Genomic DNA, 16,565 nt, shown 5'->3' with positions numbered 1-16,565 from the left:
GGGCCACCGGTGTTGCCCCCGGCGAGGGGGATGGCGAAGCGACACGAAGTGCGCGAAGCCTGGGGGAGAACCAATTCAGTCAACCTTGATTCCGCCCTGCTTGATGACCTTGGCCCAGCGCTGGCTGTCTTCCGTGACCACCTTGCCCAGTGCCGCCGGGCCGCCGCAGGTGTTGACCGCGCCCAGCTGGGCAAAGCGCTGCTTCGTCTCCGGCAGGTTGCACACCTCGACCAGCGCGGTCGATAGCTTCTCGACGCTCGCCGCCGGCATGCGCGCCGGCGCCATCACGCCGACCCAGACCGGCACTTCCATGCCCGGCAGGCCGGTGGCCTCGCCGATGGTCGGGGCCGAGCCCATGCTGGGCAGGGCCGCGCGCGAGAAGGTGCCCAGCACGCGGGCCTTGCCGCTGGCGACCATGGGCTCGATCGAGGCCACGCTGGTCACGATGGTCGCCACCTGCCCGCCGAGCAGGTCGGTGAGGGCCGGCGCGGCGCCCCGGTAGGGCACGTGCAGCAGGTTCACGCCGCCGGCCTGCGCCAGCAGCGCACCGGTCAGGTGCGAGACGGTGCCGTTGCCGGTGGAGGCGTAGGTGACCTGGCCGGGCCTGGCCTTGGCGTCGCGCAGCACGTCGGCCACCGTCCTGTAGGGGCTTTCGGCGCGTACCGAGAGCGTCATGGGGGTGTCGGCCACCAGGGCCACCGGTACCAGCTCGTGGACCGGGTCGTAGGGGAGCTTGGCCTGCAGGTGGGGGGCGATGGTGACCGCGCCGCCGGTGGCCAGGAGCACGGTGGCCCCGTCGGTCGCCTTGGCCACCGCGTCGGCGGCCACGATGCCACCGGCGCCGGCCTTGTTGTCGATGATGACCGGCTGGCCGAGCCTGTCGGTGAGCTTGGCGCCCAGGTAGCGGGCGATGACGTCCTGTGCGCCGCCGGTGGCGAAGGGCACGACGATGCGCAGGGGCTTGTCGTTCTGCTGCGCTCGCAGTGGCAGGGCGGCGAGGCTGGCGACGGCGGCGAAGGCCAGGGCGAGGTGTTTCAGGCGCAGTTTCATGGTGTGTTTTAGTCCGCGGCGTGTAACGGGGGCATGCATTTTTCGCGAAACACCGCGGAACCGGCTTCGCCGGGCCGCGGGTGTTGCCCCCGGAAGGGGGTTGGCGAAGCGACACGAAGTGCGCGCAGCCTGGGGGCGAGTCTAGTCCGGCGCGATAATCCCGCGTTCCCGGCCGCTTCCGAGCCGGGCTCTTGCCGAACCGCCATGAATCCCAGCTACAAACCCAGCGACGTCGAGTCCGCTGCCCAGGCGCAATGGAGCGCCGCCGATGCCTACCGCGTCACCGAGGACGCGAGCCGCAAGAAGTACTACGCCTGCTCGATGCTGCCGTACCCCAGCGGCAAACTGCACATGGGCCACGTGCGCAACTACACGATCAACGACATGCTCACGCGCTACCTGCGCATGAGCGGCTACAACGTGCTGATGCCCATGGGCTGGGACGCCTTCGGCCTGCCGGCCGAGAACGCGGCGCTGAAGAACGGCGTGCCGCCGGCCAGGTGGACCTACGAGAACATCGCCTACATGAAGGGCCAGCTCCAGGCCATGGGCCTGGCCATCGACTGGAGCCGCGAGATCGCCACTTGCGACCCGAGCTACTACAAGTGGAACCAGTGGCTGTTCCTGAAGATGCTCGAAAAGGGCATTGCCTACCGCAAGACCCAGGTCGTGAACTGGGACCCGGTCGACCAGACCGTGCTGGCCAACGAGCAGGTGATCGACGGCAAGGGCTGGCGCACCGGCGCCACGGTCGAGCGCCGCGAGATTCCGGGCTACTACCTGAAGATCAGCGACTACGCCGAGGAACTGCTCGAACACACCCAGCACAAGCTGCCGGGCTGGCCCGAGCGCGTCAAGCTGATGCAGGAAAACTGGATCGGCAAGAGCGAGGGCGTTCGCTTCGCCTTCACGCACGACATCAAGGGCGCCGACGGCAAGCTGATCCAGGACGGCCGCATGTACGTGTTCACCACGCGCGCCGACACCATCATGGGCGTGACCTTCTGCGCCGTGGCGCCCGAGCATCCGCTGGCCGCCCACGCCGCCACGCTCGACCCCAAGGTCGCTGCCTTCATCGAGGAATGCAAGAGCGGTGGCACCACCGAGGCCGAGCTGGCCACGCAGGAGAAGAAGGGCGTGCCCACCGGCCTCACGGTGAGGCACCCGATCACCGAGGAGCAGGTGCCCGTGTGGGTCGGCAACTACGTGCTGATCGGCTACGGCGACGGTGCCGTGATGGGCGTGCCCGCGCATGACGAGCGCGACTTCGCCTTCGCCAACAAGTACGGCATCGAGATCATCCAGGTGGTGCTGGTCGACGACGAGCCGCATTTCGACTATCACAAGTGGCAGGACTGGTACGCCGACAAGCAGCGCGGCGTGACCATCAACTCCGACAACTTCAGCGGCATGAGCTACAAGGAGGCCGTGGCCGCCGTGGCGCATGCACTGGGCCAGAAGGGCTTGGGCGAACTGCAGACCACCTGGCGCCTGCGCGACTGGGGCGTGAGCCGCCAGCGCTACTGGGGCACGCCGATCCCGATCATCCATTGCGAAGAACACGGCGCGGTGCCGGTCCCCGAAAAAGACCTGCCCGTGGTGCTTCCGACCGACTGCGTGCCGGACGGCTCGGGCAACCCGCTGCACAAGCACGAGGGCTTCCATGCCGGCGTGGTCTGCCCCGTCTGCGGCAAGCCCGCGCGGCGCGAGACCGACACCATGGACACCTTCGTCGACTCGTCGTGGTACTTCATGCGCTACTGCGACCCGAAGAACGACGAAGCCATGGTGGCCGGTGGCGCCGACTACTGGATGCCGATGGACCAGTACATCGGCGGCATCGAGCACGCGATTCTTCACCTGCTGTATGCGCGCTTCTGGACCAAGGTGATGCGCGACCTCGGCCTGCTGAAGGCCGACGAGCCCTTCAGCAAGCTGCTGACGCAGGGGATGGTGCTCAACCACATCTTCTACTCGCGCAACGAGAAGGGTGGCAAGGACTACTTCCCGCCTTCCGAAGTCACGCCCGTGCTCGACGCGCAGGGCCGCATCGTCGGCGGCACCATGGCCGACGGCACGAAGGTCGAGTACGGCGGCGTCGGCAAGATGGGCAAGAGCGAGCGCAACGGCGTCGACCCGCAGGACCTGATCGAGAAGTACGGCGCCGATACCGCCCGCCTGTACACCATGTTCACCGCGCCGCCCGAGGCCACGCTCGAGTGGAACGACGCGGCCGTCGAGGGCAGCTACCGCTTCCTGCGCCGCGTGTGGAATTTCGGCGTGGCGCAGGCCGACGTGGCGCCCGTCGCACTCGCCGGCCAGACCTTCGGCAAGAACGCCCAGGCGCTGCGCCGCGAGGTGCATACCGTGCTGCGCCAGGTCGACTACGACTACCAGCGCATGCAATACAACACGGTGGTGTCGGGCGCGATGAAGCTGCTCAACGCGCTGGAAGGCTTCAAGCCCGACGGCAGCGCGGGCGACGCCGCCGCGCTGCGCGAGGGCTTCGGCATCCTGCTGCGCTGCCTCTATCCGGCCACGCCGCACATCGCCCAGCAGCTTTGGAACGAGCTCGGCTACGACAAGGACCTGGGCGGCCTGCTCGACGCGCCCTGGCCCACGGTCGACGCGGGCGCGCTGGTGCAGGACGAGATCGAGCTCATGCTGCAGGTCAACGGCAAGCTGCGCGGCAAGCTCAGCGTGCCGGCCGGCGCCTCGAAGGACGAGATCGAGAAGCTCGCGCTGGCCTGCGACGACTTCGCCGCCTTCGCCGAGGGCGCGCCGGCCAAACGGGTGATCGTGGTGCCGGGCCGCCTGGTCAACGTGGTCATCTGAAACGCCGGACGAACGGCTCAATCAACCAAGCAAGCATGAACACTCGCAATGTCTCGCCGCCGCGCCGCGGCCTCCTCCTCGGGCTGGCGGCGGCTGGCGTCTCGCTGGGCCTGGCCGGCTGCGGCTTCAAGCTGCGCGAGGCGCCCGTCTTCGCGTTCAAGTCGCTGTCGGTGTCGGGCAACTCGGCCATGATCAACCAGATCCGGCGCGAGCTGCGGGCCACGGGCACCGTGACCGTGCTGCCGCCGGAGGATGCGTCCAAGGCGGACGTCATCCTGGAGGTACTGGGCGAGGACCGCAACCGCATCGTGATCTCGACCAACTCGGCGGGCCTCGTGCGCGAGCTGCAGCTACAGCTGAAGGTGCGCTTCCGGCTGCGCACGCCGGCCGGCAAGGACCTGCTGACGGCCGGCGACGTCTCGCAGACGCGCGACCTGAGCTTCAACGAGACCAACGCCCTGGCCAAGGAAGGCGAAGCCGACCTGCTGTTCCGCGATATGCAGTCGGACATCGCGCAGCAGCTCATGCGCCGGCTGGCGGCGGTCAAGCAGATCTGAGCGCGGCTCCTCCTTCGCTTTCATGCAACTTGCCAGCGCCCAGCTAGCGGCCCATCTGCAGAAGGGCCTGAAGCCGCTCTACACGATCCATGGCGACGAGCCGCTGCTCGCGCAGGAGGCGGCCGACGCCATCCGCACCGCCGCGCGCGCGCAGGGCTACACCGAGCGCAGCTCTTACACCGTGGCCGGCGCGCACTTCGACTGGAGCGCGGTGCTCGCGGCCGGCGGCTCGCTCTCGCTGTTCGCCGACAAGCAGATCGTCGAGATCCGCATTCCATCGGGCAAGCCCGGCAAGGACGGCAGCACGGCCCTGCAGCAGCTGGCCGAGTCCGCACCGGGCAACGACAGCACGCTCACGCTGGTGATGCTGCCGCGGCTGGACAAGGCCACGCGCACCGGCGCCTGGTTCTCGGCGCTGGAGAACAACGGTGCGAGCATCCAGGTCGACCCCATCGAGCGCAACGCGCTGCCGCAGTGGATCGCGCAGCGCCTCGGCCAGCAGGGCCAGCGCGTGATGCCCGGCGACGAAGGCCAGCGCACGCTGCAGTTCTTCGCCGACCGCGTGGAAGGCAACCTGCTGGCCGCGCACCAGGAGATCCAGAAGCTCGCGCTGCTGCATCCGGCGGGCGAGCTGAGCTGGGAGCAGGTGGAAGGCGCGGTCAACAACGTGGCGCGCTACGACGTGTTCAAGCTCTCCGAGGCGGTGCTGGCCGGCAATCCGCAGCGCGTGGCGCGCATGCTCGACGGGCTGCAGGCCGAGGGCGAGGCCGAAGTACTGGTGCACTACGCGATCGCCGAGGACATCCGCGCCCTCAAGCGCGTGAAGGACGCCATGGCCGCCGGCCGACCGCTGCCGATGGCGCTGCGCGAGAACCGTATCTGGGGCCCGCGCGAGCGCGCCTTCGAGCGCGTGCTGCCGCGCCTGGACGACCGCATGCTGGCTCGCCTGCTGCGCGCCGCGCATATGGTGGACGGCATCGTCAAGGGCTTGAAGCAGCCCGACTGGCCCGCCAGCGGCTGGCAGGCGCTGCAGCGGCTGGCGCTGATGCTGTGCCGCGCCTGCGGCAGCGCGGGCGGCGCCCCTCGGCGCGCCTGACCCGACCGGACTGCTGACGGCTCCAGCCGCCAAAAGGCCCGCGCCGGCCGGGCCACGGATCGGCATGGGAAAATAGCCCGATGAACGCGTTCAACGTAAGCGAACACATGCAGACCCTGGGTCTGCAAGCCAAGACCGCCGCATTCCTCATGGCCCGTGCCGATGCGGCCAGCAAGAACAAGGCCCTGAAAGCACTGGCGCGCCGCCTGCGCGAAGCCGGTCCGGCGCTCGCCGTGGCCAACCAGAAAGACCTGGAACGCGCCACGGCCGCCGGCCTCTCGGCACCGATGGTCGACCGCCTGAAGCTCACGCCCAAGGTCATCGAGACCGTCGCCCAGGGTTGCGAGCAGCTCGCCGGCATGGCCGACGTGATCGGCGAGATCATCGGCATGAAGCAGCAGCCCAGCGGCATCCGCGTGGGGCAGATGCGCGTGCCGATCGGCGTGTTCGGCATGATCTACGAGAGCCGGCCCAACGTGACCATCGAGGCCGCGAGCCTGGCCATCAAGAGCGGCAACGCAGCCATCCTGCGCGGCGGCTCGGAGGCCATCGACTCGAACAAGGCGCTGGCGGTGCTGGTGTCCGAGGCGCTCGGCGAGGCCGGCCTGCCGGTCGAGGCGGTGCAGCTGGTGCAGACCACCGACCGCGAGGCCGTCGGCCAGCTGATCGCCATGCCGGAGTTCGTCGACGTGATCATTCCGCGCGGCGGCAAGGGCCTGATCGAGCGCATCAGCCGCGACGCCAAGGTGCCGGTCATCAAGCACCTGGACGGCAACTGCCATGTCTACGTGGACGACACGGCGGAGTTCGAGATGGCGCTGCGCATCGTCGACAACGCCAAGACCCAGAAATACAGCCCCTGCAATGCCGCCGAAGGCCTGCTGGTGTCGGCTTCGGTCGCTGAAGACTTCCTGCCCGAGATAGCCGCCATCTTCGCGGCCAAGGGCGTGGAAATGCGGTGCGACCCGGCGGCAGCGGCCATCCTGCGCGAGAGCGAGGCGCTGGGTGCGGCCAGTCCGGCGGCGAAGATCGTCGATGCGGTCGAGTCCGACTGGTCCGAGGAATACCTCGCCGCGGTCATCAGCATCAAGGTGGTGGCCGGCGTGGACGAGGCCATCGCCCACATCAACCGCTACTCGAGCCACCACACCGACGCCATCGTCACGCGCGACCACGTGCATGCGCAGCGCTTCCTGCGCGAGGTCGATTCGGCCAGCGTGATGGTCAATGCGAGCACACGCTTCGCGGATGGCTTCGAATTCGGGCTGGGTGCCGAAATCGGCATCAGCACCGACAAGTTCCATGCGCGCGGCCCGGTGGGCATCGAAGGACTGACCTCGCTCAAGTACGTGGTGCTGGGGCAGGGCGAAGTCCGGACCTGATCCGGTCCGATGCGTCCGCGCGCGGTCTTGTCATTGGGGCGACCAGCCCCAAATCCTACAATTCCACTCCACCTTTAAGCACAAAACCAACAAGGCCGCTGCATGGTTCCGCATCTAGTCACCGCCCTGACCGGCCCGATCAACGAACTGGAGCAGCGTGTGCTCGACTCGATGCCCGCCATCGAGCGCTGGTTCCGGCTCGAGTGGATGGAGCACACGCCGCCGTTCTACAGCGCCGTCGACATCCGCAACGCCGGCTTCAAGCTGGCCCCGGTCGACACCAACCTGTTCCCGGGGGGCTGGAACAATCTCACCAAGGAGATGCTGCCGCTGGCGGTGCAGGCCGCGCAGGCGGCCATCGAGAAGATCTGTCCGGAGGCGCGCAACCTGCTCGTCATTCCGGAAAATCATTCCAAGAACACCTTTTACCTCGCCAACGTCGCGCAACTTGTGCGCATCTTCCACATGGCGGGGCTCAACGTGCGCATCGGGTCGATCGATCCGGCCATCAAGTCGCCCAAGAAGATCGAACTGCCCAACGGCGAGACCGTGACTCTGGAGCCGGTGGTGCGCAGCAAGCGGCGCCTGGGGCTCAAGAACTTCGATCCGTGCACAATTCTCCTAAACAATGAGCTTTCTGCGGGAACTCCCGGCATCCTCGAGGATTTGCACGAGCAGTACCTGCTGCCTCCGCTGCACGCGGGGTGGTCGGTGCGGCGCAAGAGCAACCATCTGCACAGCTATGAAGAGCTGTCCAAGCGCTTCGGCAAGCTGCTGGGCATCGATCCGTGGCTCATCAATCCGATCTATGCGCGCGCCGAGGGCGTGGACGTGGCCGAGGGCCGCGGCATCGATGTGCTCACCAGTCACGTCGACGCGGTGCTGACCAAGGTGCGCCGCAAGTACAAGGAATACGGCATCAACGAAAAGCCCTTCGTGGTCGTCAAGGGCGGCCACAGCGGAAGCGGCAGCCCCAGCCCCGGCGTGGTGACGGTGCGCGATGCCAAGGACGTGGAAGCGCTGATTGGCAAGTCGCGCGGCGGCAGTGCCACTGCAAGTGCCCCGGCATCTAAGAACGGCGCCGGCCGCGACCTGCGCGAGCCTACGGAGCTGATCGTCCAGGAAGGCGTGCTTACGAACGAGCGCGTGCACAACGGCGTGGCCGAACCGGTGGTCTACATGATGGACCGCTACGTGGTCGGCGGCTTCTACCGGGTGCACGCCGAGCGCGCCGCCGACGAGAACCTGAAGCTGCCGGGTGCGAGCTTCGTGCCCCTGGCCTTCTCTGAAAGTGCGCACTTGCCGCAGCCGGGCGCCAAGCCTGGCGCCAGTGCGCCCAACCGCTTCTACATGTATGGCGTGGTCGGCCGGCTGGCCATGGTGGCTGCCAGCTACGAGATGGAAGCGACCGATCCGGACGCTGAAATCTACGAGTGATTGGCCGGGGGCTGCTTGCCTCGGCTTGCACCGGGCGCAAGCGGCGGCAAAATAGCGGCCCCACAGCAACGGAAACAAAAGGGCGGGAGGGTGACTGGGGTGTACTAAAGTTCGCCCCTTTCGTGCCCGGCGTGTCTGACGCGTCGATATCAGCAGCCTGTCCTTTTTCCCATCGACTTCGTGTCAGCCCCCAAAAATCTCTCAGCCGGCCTGATCGTCGGCGCCATCGGCGTCGTCTATGGCGACATCGGCACCAGCGTGCTGTACGCCGTCAAGGAAGTGTTCGGCCACGGCCACGTGCCTTTCACCGTCGAGAACGTCTACGGCATCCTGTCGATGTTCTTCTGGACGCTCACCGTCATCGTCTCCATCAAGTACGTCGTGCTCGTGCTGCGGGCCGACAACGAAGGCGAGGGCGGCCTGGTCGCCATGCTGGCCCTGGCGTCGCGCGCCGTGCACGACAAGCCCAGGCTGCGCCACTTGCTGCTGGTGGTCGGCATCTTCGGCACTTCGCTCTTCTACGGCGACGGGGTCATCACCCCCGCCATCTCGGTGCTCTCGGCGGTCGAGGGCCTGGAGGTGGTGTCGCCGCACTTCACGCACTACGTCATTCCGCTAACGCTGGTCGTGCTGTTCTGCCTCTTCGTGGTGCAGAAGCGCGGCACGGCGGGCATCGGCAAGTTCTTCGGGCCGGTCACGCTGACCTGGTTCATCGCGATCGCGGTGCTCGGCGTGTCGCAGATCCTGCACCACCCCGAGATCCTGAAGGCGCTGAATCCGTTCTATGCGCTGAAGTTCATGTGGGACAACCCGGGCACCAGCTTCATCCTGCTGGGCGCGACCGTGCTGTGCGTGACCGGGGCCGAGGCCCTGTACGCCGACCTCGGCCACTTCGGCAAGAGCCCGATCCGCATCGCGTGGTTCTCGGTGGTGATGCCGGCGCTCACGCTCAACTACTTCGGCCAGGGCGCGCTGCTGCTGGAGAACCCGGAGGCGGTGAAGAACCCCTTCTTCATGATGGCGCCCGAGTGGGCGCTCATTCCGCTGGTGCTGCTGGCCACGGCCGCCACCGTGATCGCGTCGCAGGCCCTCATCACCGGCGCCTTCAGCGTCACGCGCCAGGTGATCCAGCTGGGCTACCTGCCGCGCCTGAACATTGAGCACACCAGCGTGCGCACGGCGGGCCAGATCTACATCCCGCTGGTCAACTGGGGCCTGTTCGTGGCCATCGTGCTGGCGGTGGTCATGTTCCGCTCGTCGAGCAGCCTGGCCGCGGCCTACGGCATCGCCGTGACCACCGACATGCTGATCACCACGGTGCTGACCTTCTTCGTGATCCGTTATGCATGGAAGCTTCCCCTGGCGCTGTGCATCGCATCGACGGCGGTCTTCTTCGTGGTCGACTTCCTGTTCTTCGCGTCGAACCTGCTCAAGCTCTTCGAGGGCGGCTGGTTCCCGCTGCTGATCGGCGGCTTCGTCTTCATGCTGATGATCACCTGGAAGGAGGGCCGCCGCCTGATGGGCGAGGCGCAGCATGCCGACGCCATCGACCTGAAGTCCTTCCTCGACTCGGTGTTCGTGAGCCCGCCCGTGCGCGTCGATGGCACCGCGGTGTTCCTCACGGCCGAGCCGGGTGTGGTGCCCAACGCGCTGCTGCACAACCTCAAGCACAACAAGGTGCTGCACGAGCAGAACATGTTCGTCACCGTGCGCAACCACGAGGTACCGTGGATCCCGATGGACAAGCGCATCGAGATCGAGCCGCTGGGCCACCACTGCTGGCAGATCATCGTCCACTACGGCTTCAAGAACGACATCGACCTGCCGCGCGCGCTCGAGAACGCACGCATGCGCGGCTGCCAGCTCGAGCAGATGACGACCAGCTACTTCCTGTCGCGCGACGTCGTCATTCCCACGCTGGGCAGCGGCATGGCGCCGTGGCGCGAGAAGCTGTTCGCGCAGATGCACCACAACGCGAGCGGCGCGGCGGCCTTCCTGGGGCTGCCGAACAACGCGGTGGTGGAGCTGGGGTCGAAGATCGAGATCTGAGCCCGGGCGCGGCTCAGCCGAACTCCCCCGGCCGCTCCTTCTCCAGCCCCGCCACATGCGCAGCGATAGCGCCCGGCGTGGTGAACCAGATCTCGCCCCGGTCGCGCGCCTGCGCCAGCCGGGTCAGCGCGGTGCGCAGGTGCCTCAGCCGGTAGGGCTGCCCCACGATGTACGGATGCAGCGCCAGCCCCATCACCAGCGGCTGCGCGCGCGACTGATCGAGCATTTCCTCGAAGTTGTCGACCACCATGGCGCTGAAATCCTTCGCGTCCATCAGGCGGCCGACGATCATCGGGATGTCGTTGAGCTCCTGCGGGTACGGCACCGACCACAGCGAGCCGCCGCCGCGCGTGCGCATGCGCAGTGGTTGGTCGTCGTGGCACCAGTTGAGCGTGTAGTCGTAGCCGGTCTCGGCGAGCAGGTCGGGCGTGAGGGCGCTTTCGGAGATCCACGGCGACAGCCAACCCGCTGGCGCCTGCCCGCTTTCGCGCAGCATGCGCTCGCGGCAGCGCTGCAGCAGGGCGCGCTCGTGCGCCTCGTCGAGCACGCCCTGGCGTTCGGCATTGCTGTGGCCGTGGCCGATCAGTTCGTCGCCGCGCGCCACCAGCGCCTGGACCAGCTCGGGGCAGTGGTCGTACAGCGCGGTGTTGACGAGCGCCCCGGTGGGCAGCGCGAGCGCGTCGAACAGTTCCAGGCAACGCCACGCGCCGACACGGTTGCCGTACTCGCGCCAGCCGTGATTGAGCACGTCGGGCTGCGGCGAGGCCGGGCCGATGCACGCGCCCAGCCCGTCGCCGAAGGCGAAATGCTCGACGTTGAAGCCGATGTACACCGCCAGCCGCGCGCCGTTCGGCCACGCGTAATCGGGACGCCGCGTGATGGGCCGGTAGTCGAAGCGGTCGTGCGTGGGGAGCCGGTCGGGCCAGCGCGTGCTCATGCCGGCGGCCTCACAGCACGGCGAGGCCGGCGCGCACCAGCAGCCATTCGGCGCTGTCGTTCCAGACGTCCATCTGCACGATCAGGCCGCGCCGCACCACGTAGCGGTCGACATAGCGGTTGCCCTCGAAGGCCGTGCCGTCCGGCCACGCGCCGTAGAGCGTGCCCAGGCTGTAGACCACCGTTTCCTCGGGCGTACCGCCGGCCACCGTTTCGGTGCGCTCGATCTTCTTCTTCACCCAGGCATAGCGCCTGGCGTTGAAAGCCGAGGTGTCGGCAGGCGCGTGCATCGGGCGGTTGCCGGTGAAGCGGATGCGGATGTCGGGCGCGGTGAACCGCGAGGCCGACTGCGGGTCCGGAATCATCACCAGGCGCAGGAATTCGTCGACCACGGCGGCGGGATCGGGCGCGGGGTCGCCCTGCGAGATGGTTGTGTCCACGAGGTTCTCCGGGAGTTGTCGGAGATGGAGACACGCAATTCCCGTGCCGGATGGTTGACTTTAATTAGACGAAATTGTTAACCATCCAGTGACCGCAGGCTCCCGGCACAATCCCCCGACGCACGCTGGGCGGGCCAGACCGGCTGCTGCGGGCTGAAGAGAAAAGGCCCCCACCGGCAAGGACATCGCCGCTTCCGGCAACATCGCGCCCCGTACCAACGCAATGCCAACGCCAATGGCCGCCGCGCCCCGGCAACGCAAGAAAGAACGCCTGATGAAAAACATCCTCTTCGTCGCCGATCCGCTCGATCACTTCAAGATCTACAAGGACACGACCTTTTCGATGATGCGCGAGGCGCAGCGCCGCGGTTACCGCATCGCGGCCTGCCTGCCGCAGGACATCCAGTGGAAGTCGGGCGGCGTGGTCACGGCCACGGTTCAGCAGATCACGCTGACCGGCGACGCGAAGGACTGGTACAGCGTCGACATCACCGAAGCCAAGGCGCTGAAGGATTTCGACGCCGTGCTGATGCGCAAGGACCCGCCCTTCGACGCTGAATACATCTACGCCACGCACCTGCTGGAGCAGGCCGAGCGCGAGGGGGCCCAGGTGATCAACAAGCCGCGCGCGCTGCGCGACCACCCCGAGAAGCTCGCGATCATGGAGTTTCCGCAGTTCGTCACGCCCACGCTGGTGACGCGCAGCGCGCAGGCGGTGCGCGACTTCCACGCGGAGCACGGCGACATCATCCTCAAGCCGCTCGACGGCATGGGCGGCATGGGCATCTTCCGCGTGAAGCAGGACGCGCTGAACCTGGGCTCCATCGTCGAGACGCTCAACAAGGACGGCGCCGAGACCATCATGGTGCAGCGCTTCGTGCCGGAGGTCTCTCAGGGTGACAAGCGCATCCTCATCATCGCGGGCGAGCCCGCACCCTTCGTGCTGGCGCGCATTCCCCAAGGCACCGAGGTGCGCGGCAACCTGGCGGCCGGTGGCAAGGGCGTGGCCCAGCCGCTCACGCCGCGCAACCGCGAGATCGCCGAGACCATCGGCCGCGTGCTCGCGCCGCGCGGGTTGCTGCTGATCGGGCTCGACGTGATCGGCGACTCGGTGACGGAGATCAACGTGACCAGTCCGACCTGCTTCCAGGAGATCACCGAACAGACCGGCTTCGACGTGCCGGCGATGTTCATCGACGCGCTCGAAGCGACCCTGCGCGCGCAGGGCCGCTGACCGCCGGCCTGGCGGCCCGGGTCAGAAGTCGATCGTGCCGCTCACCGCGAAGGTGCGCGGCGCACCTAGCACCAGGTAGTTGCTGCCCTGCGTGCCGCCCACCGACGCCCAGTACGACTTGTTGAACAGGTTGTCGATGCGCGCGCGCAGCGTGAGCAGGCGGCCGTTGCCCAGGTCGACCAGGTAGCGCGCGCCCACGTCGAAGCGCGTCCACGACGGCACCGACTGCGTATTGGTGGCGTTGGCGTACTGCTTCGAGGTGTAGAGCATGCGGGCGTTCAGAGACAGGTTGCGCACGCCGGGCACGTCCCATTCGGCGCCGAGGTTGGCCTGCTGCCTGGCCACGCCGATTGCGGTCAGGCCGTCGGTGGCGCCGCCTTGCGTGTTCCTCTGCTTGGCGTCGAGCAGCGTCAGGCCGCCGAGCAGGCGCAGGCCCTTGGCGGGCTGGCCGAATACCGAGAACTCCAGGCCCTGGTTGCGCTGCTTGCCGTAGAGGCCGTAGGTCTGGCCCGAGTAGTAATACGTGGGCTGGTCGGTGGTGAAGAACGCGGCGCTCGCGCCGAGCGTGCCGCCGTCGTACTTGACGCCGATTTCCTTCTGCTTGGCCTGGTAGGGCGCGAAGATTTCGCCGGCGTTGGTGACGGGACGGTTGTTCACCGTGGTGCCCGCGACATTGCCCTTGACCAGGCCTTCGATGTAGTTGGCGTAGGCCGAGACAGTCGGCGTGATCTTGAACACGACGCCGGCCACCGGCGTGGTCTTGCTCTTGTCGTAGGTGCTCGTCTGCTTGAGCGTGGTGTAGGCGTAGCTGGTCTGCTCGATGGTCTGGCGGCGCGCGCCGAGGGTGACGAGCAGGCGGTCGTCCATGAACGACATGGTGTCGGCAATGGCCACGCTTGAGGTGTCGATGCGGTCGGTCAGACGCGGGTCTTCCAGCGTGTTGCCGGTGAAGGAGTTGGCAACGGGGTACGGCGACGCGTAGGGCGTGTAGATGTTGTCGCGCACGCTGCTCGCCGAGATGGCGTAGGCGTTGTCGCGGTCGTTGCTGTACTTGGCCGCCGACACCACCACGGTGTGCTTCACCGGCCCGGTCGCGAAGTTGCCGCGCACGCCGATCTCGGCCGTGCCGATGCGGTCCTTGCGCGTGTTGCTGAAGCGCGTGTTGCTGGTGTTGCCGAAGGCGTCGGCGAGCGTGGGGTTCGACAGCACGTTGTCCTCGTCGCTGCGGCGCACGCCGCCGGCGGCCCATGCCGTGATGTTGTCGGTGATGTCGACCTCGCCGCGGAAAGTGGCGAACTTGTCCTTCTCCTTGGAATAGGTCCAGGGCTGGGCGAAGTTGGTGCGGGCGTCTGGCGCGCGCGGGATCGGCAGCGTGGCCGAGGGCGTCAGGCTCGGGCGGCCGTCCTTCAGGTCGTAGTCCTGGTAGCCGAAGTCGGCCGACAGGCGCACGTTGCGGTTGTGCCAGTCGAGGCCGACGGCGAAGGCGCTGAGCTGCTGGCTCTCGTTCTTCACGCCCGTGCCGCCTTCGCGGCGTACCGCGTTCACGCGCACGCCCAGGCTGTCGTCCGGGCCGAAGCGGCGCGCCAGGTCGAGGTTGACGTAGCCCTGTCCGCCGGTCTGCACGCCGAAGCCGACGCGGGTGAGCGGCTCGTTGGGCGCGCGCTTGGGCAGCAGGTTGATCGCGCCGCCGATGCCGCTGCCGCCGGGAGCCGCGCCGTTCAGGAAGGTGTTGGCGCCGCGGAAGACTTCAACGCGCTCGAAGAATTCAGAGGCGATGTACTGGCGCGGCAGCATGCCGTACAGGCCGTTGTAGGCCACGTCGTCGGAATACACGGGGAAGCCGCGCACCACGTACAGCTCCTGGAAGTTGCCGAAGCCGCGTGCCTGGCGCACCGAGGGGTCGTTGAGCAGCACGTCGGCCACGCTCTTGGCCTGCTGGTCCTGGATCAGCTCGTTGGTGTAGTTGGTGCTGGAAAAGGGCGTGCTCATCATGTCCTGGTTGCCCAGGATGCCGACCCGCCCGCCGCGCGACACCTGCCCGCCGGCGTAGGGCTTGGTCAGGCCCTCGGCCGAGGCGTCGGCGCTGGCCTCGACGGTCACCGTGGACAGCGTGCCGCCGCTCGAAACCACCGGGGCCGCGGGTTCCGATGCGGTGGTCTGCTGGGCCAGGGCCGCAGCGGCATTCAGCGCGAGCAGTGTTGCGGCCACGGTCGGCCGGAGATGGAAGAAGGAAGCGGGCATGGGCGGTCCAAATATGCAAATGAGAACCGTTATTGTTTGCGACTACAGGCCAGCCCGTCGATACTTTCTTGCGATGTTGCGAAAAAGTGTCAGTCAAAAGACTGACTTCGGCCTCAGCCTCCGACGCGCTGCCCGTCCACAAACACCTGCTTTACTTCCTGACGCGCCGCCTTCAATGCTGGGCGCTGGACTCATGCCGCGCGCGACATCGCTTCCTGCAGCGCCTCGGCCGTTCCCCAGTGCTGGAGGAACTCGATCTCGTCGGCCTTGCTCAGCTTGCCTTGTGCCCGGTAGACCAGGGCGGTCATCACCGCGCCTGTTTGCGCGGGCTTGTCTTCCGGCTCGCCAATGCCCGAGTCACTTTGCCATTCCTTCGGGAATGCGGGCCACGAACAGGTGACTTGGCTGAGCATGTGATAGGCGGTCTCCATCACTCCTGGGCGTTGCTCCAGCCTGTACTGGCTGACGCTGGGCTTGCCGCAATAGGTCGTGTGCTCTTGCCCTACTCGCTCAGGAATGCCCTCCTGGCCGGGACCGTATTCCATGTAGCGACGGATGTACTCCCACAGTGGCGCCGCTTCCTGCTGCATTAGCAGCGTGGGGCCAACGAAGATGGCGTCTTCGCCCTTGGCGTGTGGGTCGTCGGCATCGAAAGGCGGGTGGTAGAGGATGAGCGAGTAGTACGCGGCCTGGCCAGGCGCTCCATTCTTTCTGGCAAGCAAGTCATAGCCGTCCATGTCGACGATGGCGCGCAGGCGGTCCCAGTCGAACACGGCGTTGCCACCGCAACCTCGTGGCCTCAAGAGGTAGACCTTGCGCGTCACCCGGTTGAAGCGGATACGGCCCCGTGCATAGGTGAAGAAGCAGGTGCGTACGCCCATGATGTCGAACCACAGCCAAAGCAAGACACAGCAGCCGACGGATAAGGGGAAAAGCAGCAGCCAGCCGAGCCATATATCAGCCGGAGTAGCTGCATTTTTGCTTGCTCCCCAAAACAGCAGAACCTTATCGAAAACGACTGGGTGGAGCGTGAAGCCGTAGAACCCCCAGAAGATCAACAGGCACGGAAACAGAATAAAGACGGTTCCTATACCTGCTTTCCACTGCCGCTCCCACCCAGAGTTACACAAATCCAAGTAGGTTTCGTTCTGCGCGTAGAGGCATCGACTTGGCAAGGCTGCATCACTGAATTCGATACGACTGCCGGGCTTCAACAGTCTCTTGCTGCCGTCGGCTTGCACACACCTGCGACCTTCCGCAACTGAACGCGTACGCGCGCGGTGATAGACGTGTTCATTCGGGAACATC

12 protein-coding genes are annotated in these 16,565 nt (G+C 66.9%); 7 read left to right on the top strand and 5 right to left on the bottom strand.

Annotated features, from left to right (window positions below):
* Positions 1-75 precede the first annotated feature (75 nt).
* The gene (locus tag QMO14_RS00590) at positions 76-1,050 is read right to left on the bottom strand and encodes a tripartite tricarboxylate transporter substrate binding protein (protein ID WP_301503665.1); all 975 of its coding nucleotides are present in this window, start codon (positions 1,048-1,050) and stop codon (positions 76-78) included.
* 204 nt (positions 1,051-1,254) lie between these two features.
* Between QMO14_RS00590 and leuS the strand changes: the two genes are divergently transcribed.
* From leuS to QMO14_RS00560, 6 genes are all read left to right on the top strand, one after another.
* Positions 1,255-3,885 carry a leucine--tRNA ligase gene (gene leuS / locus QMO14_RS00585; RefSeq protein ID WP_301503664.1) on the top strand — a complete coding sequence of 877 codons (2,631 nt, stop codon included), beginning with the start codon at positions 1,255-1,257 and terminating at the stop codon, positions 3,883-3,885.
* Between the two features lie 35 nt (positions 3,886-3,920).
* Positions 3,921-4,442 carry an LPS assembly lipoprotein LptE gene (gene lptE, locus QMO14_RS00580; RefSeq protein WP_301503663.1) on the top strand — a complete coding sequence of 174 codons (522 nt, stop codon included), beginning with the start codon at positions 3,921-3,923 and terminating at the stop codon, positions 4,440-4,442.
* Positions 4,443-4,464: 22 nt separating this feature from the next.
* Entirely contained in the window at positions 4,465-5,538 is a 1,074-nt protein-coding gene (gene holA, locus QMO14_RS00575) for a DNA polymerase III subunit delta (RefSeq protein WP_301503662.1), read from the top strand.
* An 80-nt stretch (positions 5,539-5,618) separates the two neighbouring features.
* Positions 5,619-6,920, top strand: coding sequence for a glutamate-5-semialdehyde dehydrogenase (locus QMO14_RS00570; RefSeq protein ID WP_301503661.1), 1,302 nt, complete (start codon positions 5,619-5,621; stop codon positions 6,918-6,920).
* 102 nt (positions 6,921-7,022) lie between these two features.
* On the top strand, positions 7,023-8,357 hold the full coding sequence (gshA, locus tag QMO14_RS00565) for a glutamate--cysteine ligase (RefSeq protein ID WP_301503660.1): 1,335 nt from the start codon (positions 7,023-7,025) through the stop codon (positions 8,355-8,357).
* A gap of 180 nt (positions 8,358-8,537) precedes the next feature.
* Entirely contained in the window at positions 8,538-10,406 is a 1,869-nt protein-coding gene (locus tag QMO14_RS00560; protein ID WP_301503659.1) for a potassium transporter Kup, read from the top strand.
* Positions 10,407-10,419: 13 nt separating this feature from the next.
* Here the strand turns inward: QMO14_RS00560 and QMO14_RS00555 are convergent, their stop codons facing one another.
* A complete protein-coding gene (locus QMO14_RS00555) occupies positions 10,420-11,343 on the bottom strand; it encodes a polysaccharide deacetylase family protein (RefSeq protein WP_301503658.1) in 924 nt (307 codons plus the stop codon).
* 10 nt (positions 11,344-11,353) lie between these two features.
* Positions 11,354-11,782, bottom strand: a complete 429-nt coding sequence (locus tag QMO14_RS00550; protein WP_301503657.1) for a nuclear transport factor 2 family protein — start codon at positions 11,780-11,782, stop codon at positions 11,354-11,356.
* Between the two features lie 274 nt (positions 11,783-12,056).
* Between QMO14_RS00550 and gshB the strand changes: the two genes are divergently transcribed.
* On the top strand, positions 12,057-13,016 hold the full coding sequence (gene gshB, locus QMO14_RS00545; RefSeq protein ID WP_301503656.1) for a glutathione synthase: 960 nt from the start codon (positions 12,057-12,059) through the stop codon (positions 13,014-13,016).
* 21 nt (positions 13,017-13,037) lie between these two features.
* On the opposite strand, the gene QMO14_RS00540 is transcribed toward gshB, so the two are convergent.
* Both QMO14_RS00540 and QMO14_RS00535 read right to left on the bottom strand, forming a co-directional pair.
* Positions 13,038-15,257 (bottom strand): TonB-dependent siderophore receptor, encoded by a 2,220-nt coding sequence (locus QMO14_RS00540; protein ID WP_301503655.1) that lies wholly within the window; start codon positions 15,255-15,257, stop codon positions 13,038-13,040.
* Between the two features lie 191 nt (positions 15,258-15,448).
* Positions 15,449-16,564 carry a DUF6708 domain-containing protein gene (locus QMO14_RS00535; RefSeq protein ID WP_301503654.1) on the bottom strand — a complete coding sequence of 372 codons (1,116 nt, stop codon included), beginning with the start codon at positions 16,562-16,564 and terminating at the stop codon, positions 15,449-15,451.
* Between the last annotated feature and the right edge of the window lies 1 nt (position 16,565).

This window comes from Variovorax sp. CAN15, assembly GCF_030462475.1.
Taxonomy (GTDB): Bacteria; Pseudomonadota; Gammaproteobacteria; order Burkholderiales; family Burkholderiaceae_C; genus Variovorax.
This window is presented reverse-complemented; position numbering and strand designations above follow the sequence as displayed.